Here is a 16,489-nt window from a genome sequence, read left to right on the forward strand (position 1 = left end):
TTTTTTTAGATTTATAATAATCCTAAAATATCTATGTATATATCAGCTGCCCTATCACCATTATTGTCTGCTATATCTAGATTTGCATGGTAGCTTTGTAACAGTTCCACAAATTTATAACTAGTTGGCCATATATGTGCTGCTGTTTTGCCATCATTATTTTGTTTGTTTGGATTTGCGCCATTGCTTAGTAGTAATGTAGCAACATCTAGAAGTTCTCGCTCTGCTGCAATATGCAGAGGTGTGTTACCATTACCATTTCTCGTGTGATCTTTTTTATTAAGATTACTAGTATTTGGTATAAGCGCCATGATAATTGCCAAATCATTAATATGCGTATATTTTTTTGTTTTTCGTAATATCTTTTTTTCTTTTACTTGGTGTGCTTGTCTAATAGCCTGGTGTAACAATGTTTTATTGGCAGATATATGTGCACCAATTTCTAGTGCCTTGTATACACCGGCAGGATTACGCTTGATAACCATATCATAAAGTAGCGCATTTTTTTCTGCTTGTGTTAAAGAGAGAGAAACTGTTTTTTCTATTTTGTGACATATACTACTGAAATTTTGTAGGTCTTTTATCCCCTGGTCTCCTGCTTGTACCAAGGTACCTATATGGGCCAGTAGTTCATTGGGCAGGCGTACAAGTGTTTCTTTTTCCATAGAAAACACAGACAGGTTAGACGCTAGTATAGTCAGATATAATAACAAGTATCTTTTTTTCATAAAAACCTCCATTTATAGGCTATTTTTACCTATATTTTTAGTATAGTGAAAATAGATTATTTTTCAAATGGTCAAAAAAAGGTAAATTTGGCAAGATTCACTAGCCTCTTGCCAAGAACAGTCCTTATGTTATGTTTATCCCTTGTTTGCATTATTTTATATGACATACAAGGAGATATAGTGCGTGCACACCCTATAGTAATGATCATAGGTACCCGTCCAGAAGGCATAAAAATGGCACCTGTATATCACGCTCTCAAGCGTGCGGGTGTGCCAGTAGTTGTTGTATCTACAATGCAACATGACCAGTTGCTAACAGATGTTTTGGATTTATTTGATATCACTCCTGATATTCAATTGCATACAATGCGGTTGGGCCAAGATCTGTTTTATATCACGCAATCAATTTTGCAAAAAACGAAAGAAATTTTTACGGACATTAGACCATCATTAGTGTTAGTTCAGGGTGATACTACCTCATCTATGGCCGCAGCTCTTGCGGCATTTTATTTACATATTCCGGTTGGGCATGTAGAAGCTGGACTGCGTACCGATGATGTACATGCACCATTTCCTGAAGAAATGAATAGACGCATTATTAGTATTGTTTCTGCGTATCATTTTGCACCGACAGCGAGTGCTGTTGCTAATGTGTTGGCGCATGGTGCGCGTAGAGACCAGGTTTTTTGTACCGGCAATACGGTAGTAGATGCATTGCACCTGATACGTGAGAAAATAAAAACGAATGTAGTAACCATTCGTGAAGATATAGCTAGTCGTGTAATGCACAGCAAAGAACAGGGTAAAAAAATCATGGTTTTGACGATGCATCGTCGTGAATCATTTGATGGTGGCATTGAGCGCGTACTTACTACTATAAAAAGTATATTGCAGAATAATCCTGAATTATTTTGTTTCTATCCATATCACCCGAATCCCAATGTAATAAACGCCGTACTAGCAAGCCAATTAAGTGAGGTAGAAAATATGTATATGTGTGAAGCACTTTCATACAAAGATATGGTATATCTACTTGACCATGCTGATCTCGTATTGACTGATTCAGGAGGGATTCAGGAAGAGGCCGTTAGTTTATCAAAACCAGTTTTTGTACTACGAGAAAAAACTGAACGTATGGAAGGTGTGCTCACCGGGCTTGCACATGTGGTTGGGACAGATGGAACAAAAATAAAACAATATATCGAAAAAGTTATTCAAGAAGATTTTTTGAGTTTACCTTTTGCATCGCAAACCTACGGTGATGGCTATGCAGCTGAAAAAATCGTTTCTATTTTACAAGCTAAATACGGGTCTTTGTTTGAACAGTCAGATGCTTATATAGTACCTCAAGATCAGGTTGTTCAATCATATATGACCACAAAGGATACAGATATGAAGCGCGTGTGTATGTTGGGTCTTGGTTATATTGGATTGCCTACAGCAATTGTACTTGCAGAACATAATTATATCGTCGTTGGTGTTGATATTGATATTAACCGTGTGAAAAAAATTAATAGTGGCGATCCGGTAATTCATGAACCGGAAATTTATGAAAAACTACATGTTGTGCAAGGTGCAGGCAGGTTCCGTGCAACTACTACTGCTGAATCGGCTGATTATTTTATAATTGCGGTGCCTACGCCCTTTACTGAAGATAAAAAGGCGGATTTGTCATATGTTTGGCATGCGGTAGATATGATTGCAAAGGTATTGCAAAAAGGGAATGTTGTTATTTTGGAATCTACCGTTCCTGTTGGCTGTACGCAACAACTTGCTCAACGACTTGCAGAAAAAACTGGTAAAATAGCAGGAAAAGATTTTTATGTAGCACACTGTCCTGAACGTGTACTACCAGGTAATATTTTTTATGAGCTTGTGCATAATAACCGTGTAATTGGTGGTATTAACCAAACTTCAGTAAAGAAAGCAAAACAACTGTATGAACAGTTTGTAACTGGTTCTTTATACTTGACTGATGATAAAACTGCTGAAATGGTAAAACTATTGGAAAATAGTTCACGTGATGTAGAAATTGCATTTGCTCATCAAGCTGCATCTATGGCACGAGCAGCAGGTCTTGATCCTTATCGTGTTATTGAGCTTGCCAACAAACATCCGCGTGTTAATATTTTACGACCGACCTCTGGCGTTGGTGGCCATTGCATTGCTGTTGATCCATGGTTCTTGATTGAAACATTTCCAGAACATACACAGTTATTACATGCAGCTCGTATGGTCAATGATGCGCGACCACAAGAGGTTATTGCGCAGATTAATCAGATGTTAGATGCTTGGAAAACGCAGAATACACGCCCATGTACCGTGGCCTTATTTGGACTCACGTACAAAGCAAATGTTGATGATTTACGTGAATCGCCAGCATTGTACATAGCACAAACTATGATTAATGATGATTCAGTTTCTTGGCTTATATGTGAACCGCATGTAAATCCAAAATATTTACCTACAACGATCAGATCATATGCAACCGATGTATCTCTTGCTCTTGCTAAAACCGATATTGCCGTATTCTTAGTAGGACATGATCGTTTTAAAGCTATTGATCGTAAGCTGTTAGCAAAAAAACGTGTTCTTGATGTATGTGGTTTGTTTTATGAACAAACTAAACAAGCAGATCATGGTTTGCAGTTTTGGCCAGCACGTGGTGTAATGGATTTTTTTATTACGAATCAAGTAGGAGATGAAGGATACGAGCAAGAAATATAGGAGATAGTATGAAGAAGTGGGTGAGTATGTGTGTAGCGTTATTCAGCTGCATGATACCTATAGCAAATGAGGCAGTAATGAATATAGCGCAAAGTAAGGACGTATATTTTGTATTACTTGCAGGTGGCAATGGCGAGCGATTGTGGCCATTAAGTCGTCAAGAAAAACCCAAACAATTGTTAACGGTGGTAGGTGAAAAGACATTGCTTGAACAAGCACTTGAACGTGTAATGCCATTGGCCTATAGCAAGGAAAACATTTGGGTAAGTACTACACCTCACCATGTGCTTTCAATAAAATCATGTTTGGCTGGTCAAGCGGGTAAAATTATTGTAGAACCGGGATTGCGCGATACCGGTCCGGCTATTTTGTACTGTTGTTTGGAATTGTATGAACAAAATCCCAATGCGATTGTTGTTTTTTTAGCAGCTGATGCATTTATTCCAAAGGACAATTATGGTAAATTTCAACATACGCTGGTGCGTGGCATTTCCTTTGCGCAGCACAATGATGCAATTGTTCTATTTGGGGTAAAACCAACATTTCCTGCAACGGGATATGGATACATAGAATATGACAATCATAATTTAGATATGGCGACTGGCACATTTAAGGTAGTTTGCTTTCATGAAAAACCTTCGCAAGCAGTGGCGCAATATTATATGGATCTTGAGAACATGCTCTGGAATATTGGTATGTTTGGCGGCAAAATATTAACATTTATTAGAGAGTTTGAGCGCTTGGCTCCGGATATTTTTTATGGTGTAAAAAATGCATTTGAAGGTACCGGTTCATACAACGAAGTCAAAAAAAATTCTATAGATTATGCGGTATTGGAGCATTCATCACGCGTATGGGTGGTGCCGACAGATATTAATTGGTGTGATGTTGGTAATATTGGTGTTTTGCTTGGCTTGCAAAAAGAACACAATGCGCTGTCAGCAAATACCATTGCACTCAAAGCGCATAATAATTTAGTGCATTCCAATACGCTTGCTGTATTGATAGGGGTGGATGATTTATGTGTAGTACAAACTGACGATGTACTGCTTATTACCAAAAAAGAAGATGCAGAACGTGTCAAAACAATTGTGAGCCAATTAAAAGAACAAGATAATTTAGCTGGATATTTATAGTGAAGCGTGCATTAATTACTGGTATAACTGGGCAAGACGGTGCGTATTTAGCAGAATTTCTATTGGCAAAAGGATATCAAGTACATGGTATTAAGCGCCGTTCATCTTCATTTAACACCGCGCGTATTGATCATCTGTACCAAGATAGGTACGTTCATGGTAGGCAAAGATTTTTCTTACACTATGGTGATGTTACTGATGCAACTAATATCATTCGAGTTGTGCAAGAAGTGCAACCCGATGAGATTTATAATTTAGCTGCGCAAAGCCATGTTGCAGTTTCATTTGAAACACCTGAATATACTGCACAATCAGATGCGCTTGGTACGCTGCGTATATTGGAAGCCATACGGATTTTAGGTCTTGCGAACAAAGTTAAATTTTATCAGGCATCAACTAGTGAATTATATGGCAAAGTATTAGAGATGCCACAAAAAGAAACAACACCATTTTATCCTCGTTCACCCTATGCAGCCGCAAAATTATATGCGTATTGGATTACGGTGAATTACCGTGAAGCATACAATATATTTGCTTGTAATGGCATTTTATTTAATCATGAGTCCCCTATCCGTGGTGAAACGTTTGTGACTAGAAAAATTACACGAGCAGTTGCACGTATTAAGTATGGACTACAAGATTGTCTATATGTTGGTAACTTGGATGCAAAACGTGACTGGGGACATGCGCAGGATTATGTTGAAGCAATGTGGCTTATGTTACAACATCATTGTCCGGAAGACTTTGTTATTGCTAGTGGTCAAAATCATTCGGTCAGGGAATTTATAGAATTGGCATTTAAAGAAATTGGTGTGGATATTGTGTGGCAAGGTGTGGGACTACAAGAAAGTGGTTTTGATCGCAAAACAAAAAAGCCATTGATAAAAATAGATCCATGCTATTTCAGGCCAACAGAAGTGGATGCATTGCTTGGTGATGCCACCAAAGCGTATCAACTTCTTGGATGGAAGCCCCGCATATCATTTAATGAGTTAGTAAAAATAATGGTAGCAGCAGATTGTGCATATTTTGATAATCAAACAGGAGAACAAAAAAAAATTCATACACCTTCGTCATATATACATCACATACAGTATTAACATTTTTTTAAAGGATATTACATGAAGTCTTATGTTCTTTTTTTAGTAGGGTTACTAGCTATGAATGTACAAGCACATATGCAATTGAATGATAAAATCTACATAGCAGGACATCGCGGTTTAGTTGGTTCTGCAATTGTGCGTGGCTTGCAAGAACGAGGATATACGCATTTAATTACACGTACACATCATGAACTTGATTTACGCAATCAACAGGCAGTCGATACGTTTTTTGCAACGGAAAAACCTGATTATGTATTTTTAGCTGCTGCAAAAGTGGGTGGTATTTGGGCCAATTGGACCTATCCGGCTGAATTTTCATACGATAATCTGATGATTCAATGTAATATTATTCACGCAGCATATAAACATGGGGTAAAAAAATTATTATTTTTAGGTTCGTCTTGTATTTACCCACGCGATTGTCCGCAGCCAATTAAAGAAGAGTATTTGCTGAGTAGTGCATTAGAAGAAACAAATAAATCGTATGCCGTTGCCAAGATCGCCGGCATTGATATGTGTCATGCATATAATAAACAGTATGGTACCAAGTTTATTTGCTGTATGCCAACCAACTTGTATGGGCCTTTTGATAATTACCATCCAGAAAATTCACATGTGTTTCCTGCTTTAATTAGAAAGATTTATACGGCAAAACAAACTGGCCAAAAAGAAGTAGTAATCTGGGGTACTGGTGCACCAATGCGTGAGTTTTTGTATGTTGATGACCTGGCCGATGCATCTATATTTTTAATGCAAAATTATGATGGTAATGAGATCGTCAATATTGGTACCGGTAAAGATATTACTATTCGTGGGCTGGCTGAATTAATGAAGGATGTAATTAGTTATGAAGGTACCTTTGTCTATGACACAACTAAGCCGGATGGTACGCCACGTAAATTACTTGATGTAAATCGCTTGAATAGTTTGGGCTGGCAGGCGCCTACTTCATTGCGTACAGGCATAGAAAAAACGGTGGCATGGTGCGAAGAACACAATATTTTTGCATAGTTTAAAAAAGGAAGTACATGAAGCGTCTGAATACGTGGGTAGCATGGTGCAGTATTTTTGTGATATCTGCTTATGCAAGTGCATCTGTGGGTAAAAAAGCTCTTATTTTTGGGGTAACTGGTCAAGATGGTGCTTATTTATCTGAATTATTATTGAATAAAGGCTATATAGTTCATGGCGTCAAACGACGTGCGTCATTGATTAATAACACGCGACGTATTGATCATTTGTACCAAGACCCACATATTATTGAGTCAAAACGTTTTGTATTGCATTATGGCGATGTTACTGATTTATGTACTGTTACTCGCTTGATTCAAACCATACAACCCGATGAAGTATATAATTTAGCAGCGCAAAGCCATGTGCAAGTTTCTTTTGAATTACCATTGTACACCGCAGAAGTTGATGCAGTGGGCGTACTTAACATTTTGGAAGCAATACGTTTGGCTGGCTTAGAGAAAACTACCAGGTTTTATCAGGCATCCAGTAGCGAAATGTATGGTAAAGTACTTGAAATACCACAAACCGAAGATACACCATTTAATCCACGTTCTCCGTATGCTGTTGCAAAAGTATATGGATTTTGGATTACCAAAAACTATCGTGAAGCATATGGCATCTTTGCATGTAATGGAATTCTATTCAATCATGAATCACCATTACGTGCAGAAACGTTTGTGACCAGAAAAATTGCACGGGCAGTTTCACGTATCAAATGCGGTTTGCAAAATACGCTCTATTTAGGAAATCTTGATGCCAAACGTGATTGGGGGCATGCGCGTGATTATGTAGAAGCAATGTGGCTCATGCTCCAGCATGATGAACCGCATGATTGGGTGATTGCTACGGGTGAAAATCATTCGGTGCGTGAATTTGTAGAGCTTGCTTTTGACATAGTGGGTATACACATTACATGGGAAGGTCAAGGGCTTGAGGAAGTCGGGCGTGATACAATGACCGGCGAAATTGTAGTTGCAATAGACGCACGCTACTTCAGGCCAACGGAAGTTGATGCGTTAATTGGCAATGCACACAAAGCGCAAGAACTGCTTGGATGGGTACCAAAAACAAGTTTTAAAGAGTTGGTTACAGAAATGATGCAAGCAGAAATGCAGATAGCTCGTAGAAATGCTGCATTACTTAATGGATAAAAAAGGAATGCTATGAAACGATGGATGTTGAGCTTGGTATTATTGGGTGCTCTAGTAATAGGATATGCCACCTTAATGCCAACAAGTAAATCAATTGTAGTGGTAATACCTTCATATAATAATGCTCATTGGTATGAGAAAAATTTATCACGGCTATTTTCTCAAACGTACAAAAATTGGCGCGCAATTTATATTGATGATTGCTCAACTGATGGCACAGCAGATTTGGTTGAACAGTATATAAAAAAACAAGGGCAATCACACCGGGTACGACTTATTAAAAATGAAACAAATAAAGGTGCACTTGCAAACATATATCATGCAGTTTACTCATGTGCAGATCGAGACATTATTGTATTATTGGATGGCGATGACTGGTTCCACACTGATGAAGCTCTGAGTATTGTTGCCAAAGCATATGAAGATGAATCTGTTTGGATGACATATGGCCAGTTTGTTGAATATCCGTATGGCAAAAAAGGTTTTTGTTGTCCAATACCTCGTGAGGTTATTGAGAAAAATGCATATCGTAATTATACCTGGATCACTTCACATTTACGTACATTTTATACATGGTTATTCAAAAAAATAAAAACCGAAGACTTAATGTATAATGGTGACTTTTTCAGTGTTACATGGGATATGGCGATTGTATTCCCACTGCTTGAAATGGCAGGAGGGCGTTGTAAGTTTATTCCTGAAGTTTTGTATGAATACAATATGGCAACTCCATTGAATGATTTTAAAACAAAGTTGCAATTGCAGCAGCATTGCAATCGTTTAATTCGTCAGCGTCCACGTTATGCTCCATTAAAAGAACCGGCACTCCGAACGCCGCACGTTGATGAGTGGTGGAAACGAGCATAATTCAAGAAAGGAAAAATCATGCGTAAGATTCTAATTATTGTATGTGTAGGTATAGGTTGGTTACAAGCTGATTGGCAAGCAGCTTATACACATATGGTGCCATGGCGATACATAGATTTTGATTTTTCTATGCAGACGCATATGCACAAACAAGCGATTGATGTGACCGAGCAAGTTGCTGGTTATGATGGTGCTGAATTTTTGAATCATGCACGTGTGCTTTTTGCAAAAAATAATCCATCTGTGTTGCCAATTAGTGATGGTTTAATAATTCCCAAAGATATGCACCAAATTTGGCTTGGTAGCAAATTGCCTGAAGTTTTTTTACCATTAATGCAAAGTTGGAAAGAGTATCATAAAGATCGTGGGTGGCGTCATTTTTTGTGGGTGGATAACCCACAAAATTATGTGTATGGCGATGTGGTAGTTACTACCGAACAACAGTTACTTGATATTGTGTCACATGCGGTACATGAGTTGCCGGCATCAATTGTTGTTGATGTGCATGCAATCGTCTTAGATAACCAAAAATTTTATGATGAGATTGATAATTATGGTATGAAGTCAGATTTGCTAAAATGGGAAATTATTTATCGCTACGGTGGTGTATACATAGACATGGATTTTGAGTGTTTGGGCAGACCATTAGATATTTTACATTACACATATGATTTTTATACCGGTATGCAACCACTTAATACATTGATTGTGCAATTGGGTGCGGCGTTATTTGCCGGTTATCCAAGACATCCAATTTTGGAACATTGCATAGCAACTATCAAAGATGATTGGCATCATAATGGTGCACCAAAAAAATCCGGGCCGGTACATTTTTCGAAATCTTTTTTACAAATAGCAGGTCAACAGGAAAGTCGCGATGTGGCATTGCCAGCGCACTACTTGTATCCACTTGGGTGCCGTCAATTTGTAAAAGAGGAAAATCGCGATGAGGTATACACTAGTTGGCTAGAAAATGGTTCATTTGCAGTTCATCATTGGGCAAAAAGTTGGATGCCAAAGCAATATCGGCCAATGCTATTTAGAACTATTGATAATGATCAATCATCACAAAGTTGGAATGATTAAACATGAATAAAAAACATATATATATTTTGTCTATAATAATTTTTGGTGCAGGATTTAGTAGTTGGTGGATGCATAGTCGAATAAAGGGGAATGCAGAACTCGAGAAATTGGCTCGTAGTTTATATGTGCCATTTGATGCATCTATGCAGTCTGATGCGTATGCCGGTTTATTGCACAAACAGGCAGGATCACAAACGCTTATGACTTTTTTTAAAGATTTGTACAATCGTAATCCACTCAATAAAGTTACCATAGCAGAGCAACCACATATTCCAAAAATAATTCACCATATTTGGATGGGTAGCCCAATGCGAGAAAAAGATAAACCATGTTATGAAAGTTGGCTAAAGTTCCACCCGGAATGGACCTTTATTTTCTGGACAGATAACGCAGCCAATTATGATAAAGGTGATATAGTGGTTTATTCGTTTGAAGAGGTGGAAAAACTACTTGCAGATAACAAAAATGATTCCTTACGGATTGTAGTTGATATCAATAAATTACAATTTGCTAACCGTGCTTTTTTTGATGAATCAATCAACTATGGCGAGCGTGGCGATATCTTGGATTATGAAATTGTATATCGTTTTGGCGGTGTCTATGTTGATTGTGATTTTGAATGCTACAAACCGCTTGATATATTTCACCATGCATACGATTTTTATACCGGTATTCAACCACTAGATACTAATCGCGTGCAGCTTGGTGCCGCATTATTTGGTGCCATTCCGCACCATCCTATTTTAGCCGGTTGCGTAGAAGATATAAAAAATTATCGTCATATTCCACAAATTATTGTTAAAACAGGGCCTATTTATTTTACCCGTGAATTTTACAAAATTGCAGGCAGGTCATCTGAGCTAAAAGATATCGCATTACCTGCAAGTTATTTCTATCCATGTGGTTATGAGCAACGCATGCAACCAAAAGACGTGTGGTGTAAAAATGAGTCATTTGCAGTACATCATTGGGCTGGTAGCTGGCTCGAGCCGGCAGGATTTGTCAAAAAGGCATTAGCGCGTGCGTAAAATTTTTTGGTTACTACTAGCAGGAAGCATACTTGTTGGTATGCTTCCTTTTTTATTTCAAAATAGTCGTACGAAAAAATATAAAATAAGTGAATCTTTGCCGCAAAAACCGCTTGTTGTCATTATCCCTTCTTACAACAATGCGCAGTGGTATCAAAAAAACCTTGATTCAGTACGTACACAGCAGTATGAAAATTATCGCGTAATCTACATTGATGATTGCTCGACAGATGGAACTGCTGATTTAGTTGAACAGTATATAACCAAATACAATCTTACTGATAAGTTTACGCTTGTTAAAAACAAAACAAGACGCCGAGCGCTTGCTAATCACCATACTGCCGTGCATATGTGTGCTGATCAAGAAATTATAGTACAACTTGATGGTGATGACTGGTTCAAACATGATCAGGTATTACAGCGTGTTAATCAAGCGTATGCAGATCCGGCTATTTGGTTGACCTATGGACAGTATGAAGAGTTTCCGTCAGGCAAAGTAGGACGGTGTAAACCGATGTTGCCGGCTGCCGTGGTGCATAATTGCCATCGTGAGTGCAGCTGGGTGACATCAGCCTTGCGTACCTTTTATGCGGGATTATTCAAACAGATAAAATTACAAGATCTGTTATATCAGGGCGATTTTTTTACGGTAGCGTGTGATCTTGCATTCATGTTTCCCATGATTGAAATGGCAAAAGGGCATGTACAATTTATTGATGAAGTTTTGTATGTGTACAATCGCTCAATTCAAACCAATGATGATAAAATTGCTTTTATTGAACAAGTGCATGCAGATAATGTGATTCGTGCACGCAGTAAGTATGAACCGTTAGAACAATTACCACTAACGGTACAAAATCCTACCATCGCACTGATTATACGAGGTATAGATGATGCACAGCTCAGACAATCGATAACTACCTATGCAACCGGTATTGATGCAGTATACACAATACAGCATGAGCATGAACTGGCTCATTTGCTCACTACCATTGATGCTTCACATATTATGCTTACTCATGATCGTATGCAATGTATACAACCAATCGATGTCCGCATGTGTGCACAATTGTTGCAGCAAACAAAAGCGCACAGTTTTCATATAGGCCTTGATTTCGATCAAGAGCCAGAAAAACCACCCTTAACGCATGTGCATGAAGATATATATGTATGGCAATTTGCCGATGCGGCGTATGCATGGCGCGCTGCATATAATTGGAACATGACGCTATATCCAAAAGAAATAATCACAAGTATTGCAGGTATTGATCAAGCTGCATGGCCATATGCACCACTTGATGCACGTGCGATTGCCCTTTGTTGTCGTATTGCAGCATGTTGCGCTAAATAGGATCGACCAATAAAATCAAATACAAATCCATTTTTTTCAAGTTCACGTTCATTTATTATATTACGCGCATCAACTAATACTTTGTGGTGCATGAGTTCACCTAATTTTGCAATATTGAGCGTTTTGAATTCATCCCAATCGGTTATGATGAGTACTGCATCAGCATGAGTGACTGCTTCATACGCAGAATTACAATACGTAAGCTCTGGAAATTCTATGCGCATGTTATCCATGGCCTCCGGATCATATGCACGTACATCAGCTCCATGTTCCAATAACATTGCAATTGCAACGCTAGCTGGTGAGTAACGTATATCATCGGTGTTTGCTTTGAATGCCAGGCCGAGCACCGCAATAGTTTTACCGGCAAGTTGGTGACGCATGAGTTTTAATAATTTTTCTACCGGTTTTTGTTTTTGAATATCATTTGCATGGAGTGATGCGTGTACAGTTAGTAGTGGCAGATTATGTTCGTATGCCATATGAAGTAATGCAGCGCTATCTTTAGGAAAACATGAACCGCCGAACCCAGGACCCGCTTGTAAAAAATAAGAACCAATGCGTTTATCAAGTCCCATGCCATGTGCAACTTCTTGTACATCAGCCCCGGTTGCATCGCACAAGTTTGCTATTTCATTAATAAAGCTCAGTTTGAGTGCCAAGAACCCGTTTGCAGCATACTTAATGGTTTCTGCGGTAACTACATTTGTCCACAGCACGGGTACATTGTCTACATCAATAAGTTGTTGATATATAGAATGCATGGTGGCGCGGCCATAATCTGATTCTGTGCCAATTACCAGTCGATCAGGGTACATAAAATCTGCAACCGCAGTTCCTTCACGTAAAAATTCTGGGTTGGAAACTAGCTCAAACATATCAGATGGCACGTGGTAATCTTTTTCCAAAGTGGAACGTATCCATGATCCGGTGCCGATGGGTACGGTACTTTTGGTCACAATAGTTTTGTGTGTATGTATATGTTGAGCAATGGTTTTAAGCACTGCTCGGACTGCTGTTAGATCAGCAGATCCATCATCTGCCATTGGTGTACCGACAGCAATAAAAATAATATCAGCATCTTGAATAGCCTGATCAACATTGCTATTAAAAGTAAGTCGCTGTGCTATGCGATTTTGGTGCACTAATTTGTCTAATCCAGCCTCATACATAGGGATTATATTGTTATTCAATTGCTCAATTTTTTTCATATCAATATCTACGCAGGTTACCTGATTGCCCAATTGTGCAAGGCCAGCACCCGTGACGAGTCCTACATAGCCAGTGCCTATAATGGTTATTTTATGTGCCGCATGCGTAGAAAGAACATATAGCAAAAATATGTATAGTAGCTTTTTCATAATTTCCCCCTTTATCCCTTTAATGGTGAGTGTACACAAAAAAGTGAGGGAGAATAAAGAAGCAATAAAAAAGGGATAACTATTGTTGTAGTTATCCCTTACTATTTTTGAATGAGGTAGTATTATTTTTGTGTAGTTTCAATAAGATTGATGATCTCATCAAGATTTGTAATTTGTTGCTCAAGATGTTGGCGATAGTTATAACCAGTTTTTATGTTAGTTATCCCATGCTTTAAGCCTTGATATGCTGCAATTGCCAAAATAGTGAAATAAGAACCTATATATATCTTTGCCCTAGTTATTGAGGGAGGTAAAGGAGAATCTAAATAAGCTACTATCATTAATGGCGTCAGAGTATAATTAAAAATATTTTTATTCAGCTTATAATAGCTGTAAGAAAATGATTTTATGGTATCTCTATCAAAAAGCCAAGGAGTTGCAACACTATTTACACCAAGAGCTGCAGCTGATCCGATGATTGTCTGGCCAATACCTTTGGCCAATTGCCAAGCATTTACTGTTTTGCTTTCACCCAAAGCAGCAAGTTCCTCTTGCAATATTTTTTTATGTGTTTGTGCCTGATCGTTCAATTCAGAACATAATGCTTTGAAGGCTTCTGCATCATGTGATGCTTTGTATGCCTCAAGTTCTTTAGTAAATGTTGCTACATCAGCAACGGTAACTGCATTGTGCAACTTGGTTTCTGTTGATGTGAATAGATTAAGCGCTTGCATGGCAGGTGTAAGACCAACTAAAATACCAAGACTTAAAAAATACTTTTTATTGAATAACATGAGTAAATCTCCAATTTAATTGTTCTTATTTTTGTGCAACTTCAATTATTTTTATAATTTCATCAAGGTTTGTAATTTGTTGCTCAAGATATTGGCGGTAGTTATAACCAGTTTTTATGTTAGTTATCCCATACTTTAAGCCTTGATATGCTGTAATAGTCAAAATAGTGGAATAAGAACCTATACACATCATTGCCCTAGTTATTGAGGAAGATAAAGAAGGGTCTAAATAAGCTACTATTATCAATGGCGTTAGAGTATAATTAAGAATATATTTGCTCATCTTATAATAGCTGTATGAAAATGATTTGATTGTATTTTTATCAAAAAGCCAATCAGTGGCAAAACTACTTACACCCATAGCTGCAGCTGACCCAATGATTGTCTGCCCAATACCTTTGGCCAATTGCCAAGCATTTACTGTTTTGCCTTCACCTAAAGCAGCAAGCTCATCTTGTAATATTTTTTTGTGTGTTTGTGCCTGATCGTTCAATTCAGAACATAGTGTTTTGAAGGTAGATGCATCATGTGATGTTTTATATGCCTCAAGTTCTTTGGTAAATGTTGTTACATCAGCAACGGTAACTGATTTTTTTAGCTTGGTTTCTGTTGATGTGAATAGATTAAGCGCTTGCATGGCAGGTGTAAGACCAACTAAAATACCAAGACTTAAAAAATACTTTTTATTGAATAACATGGGGTAATTCTCCAATTTAATTATTCTTATTTTTGTGTAACTTCAATTATTTTTATAATCTCATCAAGATTTGTAATTTGTTGCTCAAGATGTTGGCGATAGTTATAACCAGTTTTTATGTTAGCTATTCCATGTTTTAGACTTTGATATGCTGCGATTGATAGAACAGTAAAATAAGAACATATATATCCCTGTGCTACAGGATTTGATAAATCAAAATCAAAAGAATCTGGATCTAAGTAAAAGAGTGCCTTTAACGGAATTGAAATATAAGGAACAATATGTTTATTTAGTTTATAATAGTATCTATATAATAATGACTTAATGGTATATTTATCAAAAAAATAAAGAACAGGAATACTAGTTATACTCATTAAAGTAGTTGATCCGATAATTGTTTGCCCAATACCTTTAGTTAATTGCCAAGCATTTACTGTTTTGCCTTCACCCAAAGCAGCAAGCTCATCTTGTAATATTTTTTTGGTAGTTTCTGCCTGATTGTTCAATTCAGAACACAGTGCTTTGAAGGCAGATGCATCATGTGATGCTTTGTATGCTTCAAGTTCTTTGGTAAATGTTGCTACATCAGCAACGGTAACTGAATTGTGCAACTTGGTTTCTGCTGAAGTGAATATGCTGATAGCTTGCATGGCAGGTGTAAGACCAACCAAAATACCAAGGATTAAAAAATGCTTTTTATTGAATAACATGGGCAAATCTCCAGTTTAATTGTTCTTATTTTTGTGCAACTTCAATTATTTTTATAATCTCATCAAGATTTGTAATCTGTTGCTCAAGATATTGGCGGTAGTTATATCCAGTTTTTATGTTAGTTATCCCATGCTTTAAGCCTTGATATGCTGTAATTGCCAAAATAGTGCGATAAGAATATTGATACCCTTTCAACCTATTAGGATCTAGATAAAGTGCTATTATTAATGGCTTTGATATGTGATAACGAATAATATTACTCAATTTATAATAGCTGTACGAAAATGATTGGATGGTGTCTCTATCAAAAAGCAAATAAGGGGCAAAACTACTTACACTAATAGCTGCAGCTGACCCAATAATTGTCTGCCCAATACCTTTGGCCAATTGCCAAGCATTTACTGTTTTGCCTTCACCCAAAGCAGCAAGCTCATCTTGTAATATTTTTTTGGTAGTTTCTGCCTGATTGTTCAATTCAGAACACAGTGCTTTGAAGGCAGATGCATCATGTGATGCTTTGTATGCTTCAAGTTCTTTGGTAAATGTTGCTACATCAGCAACGGTAACTGAATTTTGTAGCTTAGTTTCTGTTGATGTGAATAGGCTAAACGCTTGCATGGCAGGTGTAAGACTAACCAAAATACCAAGACTTAAAAAATACTTTTTATTGAATAACATAGATAAACCTCCAATAACTTTTCTATGTGTAACTTTGATAGCTTGAAAACAGCTATT

The 16,489-nt window shown here is 37.5% G+C and carries 15 protein-coding genes; 9 read left to right on the plus strand and 6 right to left on the minus strand.

Annotated elements, in window-relative coordinates; genetic code table 11:
* Positions 1 to 11 precede the first annotated feature (11 nt).
* Positions 12 to 728 carry an ankyrin repeat domain-containing protein gene (locus PK943_04485; GenBank protein ID HRN78472.1) on the minus strand — a complete coding sequence of 239 codons (717 nt, stop codon included), beginning with the start codon at positions 726 to 728 and terminating at the stop codon, positions 12 to 14.
* A 126-nt stretch (positions 729 to 854) separates the two neighbouring features.
* Between PK943_04485 and wecB the strand changes: the two genes are divergently transcribed.
* The 9 genes from wecB (at position 855) to PK943_04530 (ending at position 12,191) form a co-directional block, all read left to right on the plus strand.
* On the plus strand, positions 855 to 3,455 hold the full coding sequence (wecB, locus tag PK943_04490) for a UDP-N-acetylglucosamine 2-epimerase (non-hydrolyzing) (protein ID HRN78473.1): 2,601 nt from the start codon (positions 855 to 857) through the stop codon (positions 3,453 to 3,455).
* An 8-nt stretch (positions 3,456 to 3,463) separates the two neighbouring features.
* On the plus strand, positions 3,464 to 4,591 hold the full coding sequence (locus PK943_04495; protein ID HRN78474.1) for a mannose-1-phosphate guanylyltransferase: 1,128 nt from the start codon (positions 3,464 to 3,466) through the stop codon (positions 4,589 to 4,591).
* Positions 4,591 to 5,691 (plus strand): GDP-mannose 4,6-dehydratase, encoded by a 1,101-nt coding sequence (gene gmd / locus PK943_04500; GenBank protein HRN78475.1) that lies wholly within the window; start codon positions 4,591 to 4,593, stop codon positions 5,689 to 5,691. Before PK943_04495 ends, gmd (PK943_04500) begins: the two co-directional genes overlap by 1 nt.
* A 78-nt stretch (positions 5,692 to 5,769) precedes the next feature.
* A complete protein-coding gene (locus PK943_04505) occupies positions 5,770 to 6,705 on the plus strand; it encodes a GDP-L-fucose synthase (protein ID HRN78476.1) in 936 nt (311 codons plus the stop codon).
* 17 nt (positions 6,706 to 6,722) lie between these two features.
* Positions 6,723 to 7,859 (plus strand): GDP-mannose 4,6-dehydratase, encoded by a 1,137-nt coding sequence (gene gmd, locus PK943_04510; protein ID HRN78477.1) that lies wholly within the window; start codon positions 6,723 to 6,725, stop codon positions 7,857 to 7,859.
* 12 nt (positions 7,860 to 7,871) lie between these two features.
* A complete protein-coding gene (locus PK943_04515; protein ID HRN78478.1) occupies positions 7,872 to 8,726 on the plus strand; it encodes a glycosyltransferase family 2 protein in 855 nt (284 codons plus the stop codon).
* A gap of 18 nt (positions 8,727 to 8,744) precedes the next feature.
* On the plus strand, positions 8,745 to 9,812 hold the full coding sequence (locus tag PK943_04520) for a glycosyltransferase (GenBank protein ID HRN78479.1): 1,068 nt from the start codon (positions 8,745 to 8,747) through the stop codon (positions 9,810 to 9,812).
* 2 nt (positions 9,813 to 9,814) lie between these two features.
* Positions 9,815 to 10,840 (plus strand): glycosyltransferase, encoded by a 1,026-nt coding sequence (locus tag PK943_04525; protein HRN78480.1) that lies wholly within the window; start codon positions 9,815 to 9,817, stop codon positions 10,838 to 10,840.
* Positions 10,833 to 12,191, plus strand: a complete 1,359-nt coding sequence (locus tag PK943_04530) for a glycosyltransferase family 2 protein (GenBank protein ID HRN78481.1) — start codon at positions 10,833 to 10,835, stop codon at positions 12,189 to 12,191. The genes PK943_04525 and PK943_04530 overlap by 8 nt, the downstream gene beginning before the upstream one ends.
* Here PK943_04530 and PK943_04535 read toward each other — a convergent pair.
* From PK943_04535 to PK943_04555, 5 genes are all read right to left on the minus strand, one after another.
* The gene (locus tag PK943_04535; protein HRN78482.1) at positions 12,110 to 13,552 is read right to left on the minus strand and encodes a UDP-glucose/GDP-mannose dehydrogenase family protein; all 1,443 of its coding nucleotides are present in this window, start codon (positions 13,550 to 13,552) and stop codon (positions 12,110 to 12,112) included. The two genes, PK943_04530 and PK943_04535, sit on opposite strands and share 82 nt — an antisense overlap.
* A gap of 122 nt (positions 13,553 to 13,674) precedes the next feature.
* On the minus strand, positions 13,675 to 14,346 hold the full coding sequence (locus PK943_04540) for a hypothetical protein (protein HRN78483.1): 672 nt from the start codon (positions 14,344 to 14,346) through the stop codon (positions 13,675 to 13,677).
* Between the two features lie 25 nt (positions 14,347 to 14,371).
* Positions 14,372 to 15,043 (minus strand): hypothetical protein, encoded by a 672-nt coding sequence (locus PK943_04545; GenBank protein HRN78484.1) that lies wholly within the window; start codon positions 15,041 to 15,043, stop codon positions 14,372 to 14,374.
* Positions 15,044 to 15,069: 26 nt separating this feature from the next.
* Positions 15,070 to 15,753, minus strand: a complete 684-nt coding sequence (locus PK943_04550; protein ID HRN78485.1) for a hypothetical protein — start codon at positions 15,751 to 15,753, stop codon at positions 15,070 to 15,072.
* 25 nt (positions 15,754 to 15,778) lie between these two features.
* Positions 15,779 to 16,432: a hypothetical protein gene (locus PK943_04555; GenBank protein HRN78486.1), complete on the minus strand. Its 654-nt coding sequence runs from the start codon at positions 16,430 to 16,432 to the stop codon at positions 15,779 to 15,781.
* Positions 16,433 to 16,489: the final 57 nt, after the last annotated feature.

This window comes from Candidatus Dependentiae bacterium (assembly GCA_035445995.1).
In the GTDB taxonomy this organism is placed as follows: Bacteria; Babelota; Babeliae; order Babelales; family Vermiphilaceae; genus DAOMRS01.

Excerpts from the sequence above, each read along its gene's own strand:
- PK943_04485 (HRN78472.1), bottom strand. The coding sequence starts at position 728 with ATGAAAAAAAGATACTTGTTATTATATCTGACTATACTAGCGTCTAAC.
- wecB (HRN78473.1), top strand. The coding sequence starts at position 855 with ATGTTATGTTTATCCCTTGTTTGCATTATTTTATATGACATACAAGGA.
- PK943_04495 (HRN78474.1), top strand. The coding sequence starts at position 3,464 with ATGAAGAAGTGGGTGAGTATGTGTGTAGCGTTATTCAGCTGCATGATA.
- PK943_04505 (HRN78476.1), top strand. The coding sequence starts at position 5,770 with ATGCAATTGAATGATAAAATCTACATAGCAGGACATCGCGGTTTAGTT.
- gmd (HRN78477.1), top strand. The coding sequence starts at position 6,723 with ATGAAGCGTCTGAATACGTGGGTAGCATGGTGCAGTATTTTTGTGATA.
- PK943_04515 (HRN78478.1), top strand. The coding sequence starts at position 7,872 with ATGAAACGATGGATGTTGAGCTTGGTATTATTGGGTGCTCTAGTAATA.
- PK943_04520 (HRN78479.1), top strand. The coding sequence starts at position 8,745 with ATGCGTAAGATTCTAATTATTGTATGTGTAGGTATAGGTTGGTTACAA.
- PK943_04525 (HRN78480.1), top strand. The coding sequence starts at position 9,815 with ATGAATAAAAAACATATATATATTTTGTCTATAATAATTTTTGGTGCA.
- PK943_04535 (HRN78482.1), bottom strand. The coding sequence starts at position 13,552 with ATGAAAAAGCTACTATACATATTTTTGCTATATGTTCTTTCTACGCAT.
- PK943_04540 (HRN78483.1), bottom strand. The coding sequence starts at position 14,346 with ATGTTATTCAATAAAAAGTATTTTTTAAGTCTTGGTATTTTAGTTGGT.
- PK943_04545 (HRN78484.1), bottom strand. The coding sequence starts at position 15,043 with ATGTTATTCAATAAAAAGTATTTTTTAAGTCTTGGTATTTTAGTTGGT.
- PK943_04550 (HRN78485.1), bottom strand. The coding sequence starts at position 15,753 with ATGTTATTCAATAAAAAGCATTTTTTAATCCTTGGTATTTTGGTTGGT.
- PK943_04555 (HRN78486.1), bottom strand. The coding sequence starts at position 16,432 with ATGTTATTCAATAAAAAGTATTTTTTAAGTCTTGGTATTTTGGTTAGT.